The sequence below is a fragment of the Bifidobacterium sp. genome (genome assembly GCF_050874245.1).
Classification (GTDB): Bacteria; Actinomycetota; Actinomycetes; order Actinomycetales; family Bifidobacteriaceae; genus Bifidobacterium.
On record NZ_JBNMKH010000178.1, the window covers coordinates 1 to 1,576 of the forward strand.

Sequence of the window (1,576 nt, forward strand, 5' to 3'; positions counted from 1 at the left end):
CCTTCGCGGTATTCGAATTCGCCGCGCTTCTGGTCGTAGTAGGTGACGCCGACCACGTCGGACGGCAGCAGGTCCGGGGTGAACTGGATACGTTTGAACGACATGTCGATGGAGTTGGCAAGGCCTCGCGCCAGCTGGGTTTTGCCGGTGCCCGGGTTGTCCTCGAGCAGGATGTGCCCGCCGACCACCATGGCTGTGGCGCATTGGCGGATGGGTGCTTCCTTGCCGACCACGACCTGGGAGACGTTGTCTACGAGCTTGGCGAACTTCTCATGGAATTCGGTGATGTCTTTGCTGGGTGCGGTCATCATGGACGTGTCGACGACCGGCTGGGATTGTTTGACGGGCTGTACAGGCTGGCTGGGCTGGACGGGTTGGGTTGGCTGGACGGGCTGCTGCGCGGGCATTGCGACTGCCGGATTGGCGGCCGGTTGGCGAAGGTTCTGCGGCATCGGCTGACGGAACCGCGGCTGGTTCGGCGTTGCCGGGGCGGACTGTTGCGGCAACGCCGGTTGGGTGGTGCCGTGCGCGCTCAGCAGCGTGCCCTCCGGATCCTCATCGGCTTGCGGCTGCTCCGGCAGATTCGGCGTGTGGAACGCCGGCTGCTGCTGGCCGGGTTGGCTGGGAACGCTTGGATTATGGCCGATGGAACCCAGCTGGGTGGCGTCATCGAAATCGTTGCTCATGGGTTGCTCCTTGCTTGTTGTGTTGCTCGTGTGGATGGTTCGTTGTGTTTGCGATTGCTGTGATCGTCCGTTTCACCATCTGGCGTAGTAGGCCAGGCCGCGGATCCAAGGCTTGGATGCGCCGTCGACGGTGGACAGGGCGACGGAGGATGCCACAGGCCGGTCATTCCGCGTGGCCGCTTCGCCTTCCGTGGACGCGTCAGAATCCGATGGCTCCGACGGTTTTGATGGTTCTGAAGGTTCCGACGGTTCGGGTTTCGGCGTGGGAGTCTTGTACCTGTCATGGTCCAGCAGTGTGCCGCCATTGTCCTCGTTGTTGAGCGCGGTGTCGGTGCCCACCACCTTCGCCTTCCACGCGTAATCGGCTCCGGTCGGCAGCACGTCCTTGACGTTCAGTTTGTCGGAGCCCAATGCCCAGGCGACGTCATAGGATTTGCCGTCCGCGGTGAAGGTGATCACGGTTTTGCCGGGCTGGCCGTACATGTTCACCGATCCGCCGCTGACCTTGATGATGTTCGGATCATTGGCGTCCCACGTCAGCATCGGCGCCTTGACGGCGGCCTTCACCTTGCGGACGTATGCCGGATCGGCCCTGCCGGACTTGGAGGTGCTTGCCGCGCCATTGAAATGCTGCGTGACGGAGCCCGAGGAACAGGACTGCCATTCCTTGAGCGGGAAATCGTGCGATCGTTCGGAAGCACCGGCATGGTAGGAGCCGAGTCCGTCCGCGCTCACCGTGAACCCGTCGGCGTGGCCGTTCTCCTTCCAACTGACTACGCACACGTCGTCATGCCCCTTGACGCTGACCGATTCGGGCGCCTTCACCGCGTATTTCGGTGTGAAACGTACGGTCGAATCGTCACTGGTCGTTTTCTCCTTGCCGACCACCG

At 62.7% G+C, this 1,576-nt stretch carries 1 protein-coding gene and 1 pseudogene; both read right to left on the reverse strand.

Features of this window, described 5'->3' with window-relative positions:
* A partial coding sequence (locus ACR0P8_RS09645) for an AAA family ATPase (protein WP_432624840.1) occupies positions 1–686 on the reverse strand: 686 nt, incomplete at its 3' end.
* A gap of 72 nt (positions 687–758) precedes the next feature.
* Positions 759–1,576, reverse strand: a pseudogene (locus ACR0P8_RS09650) (Ig-like domain-containing protein); the annotation flags it as partial.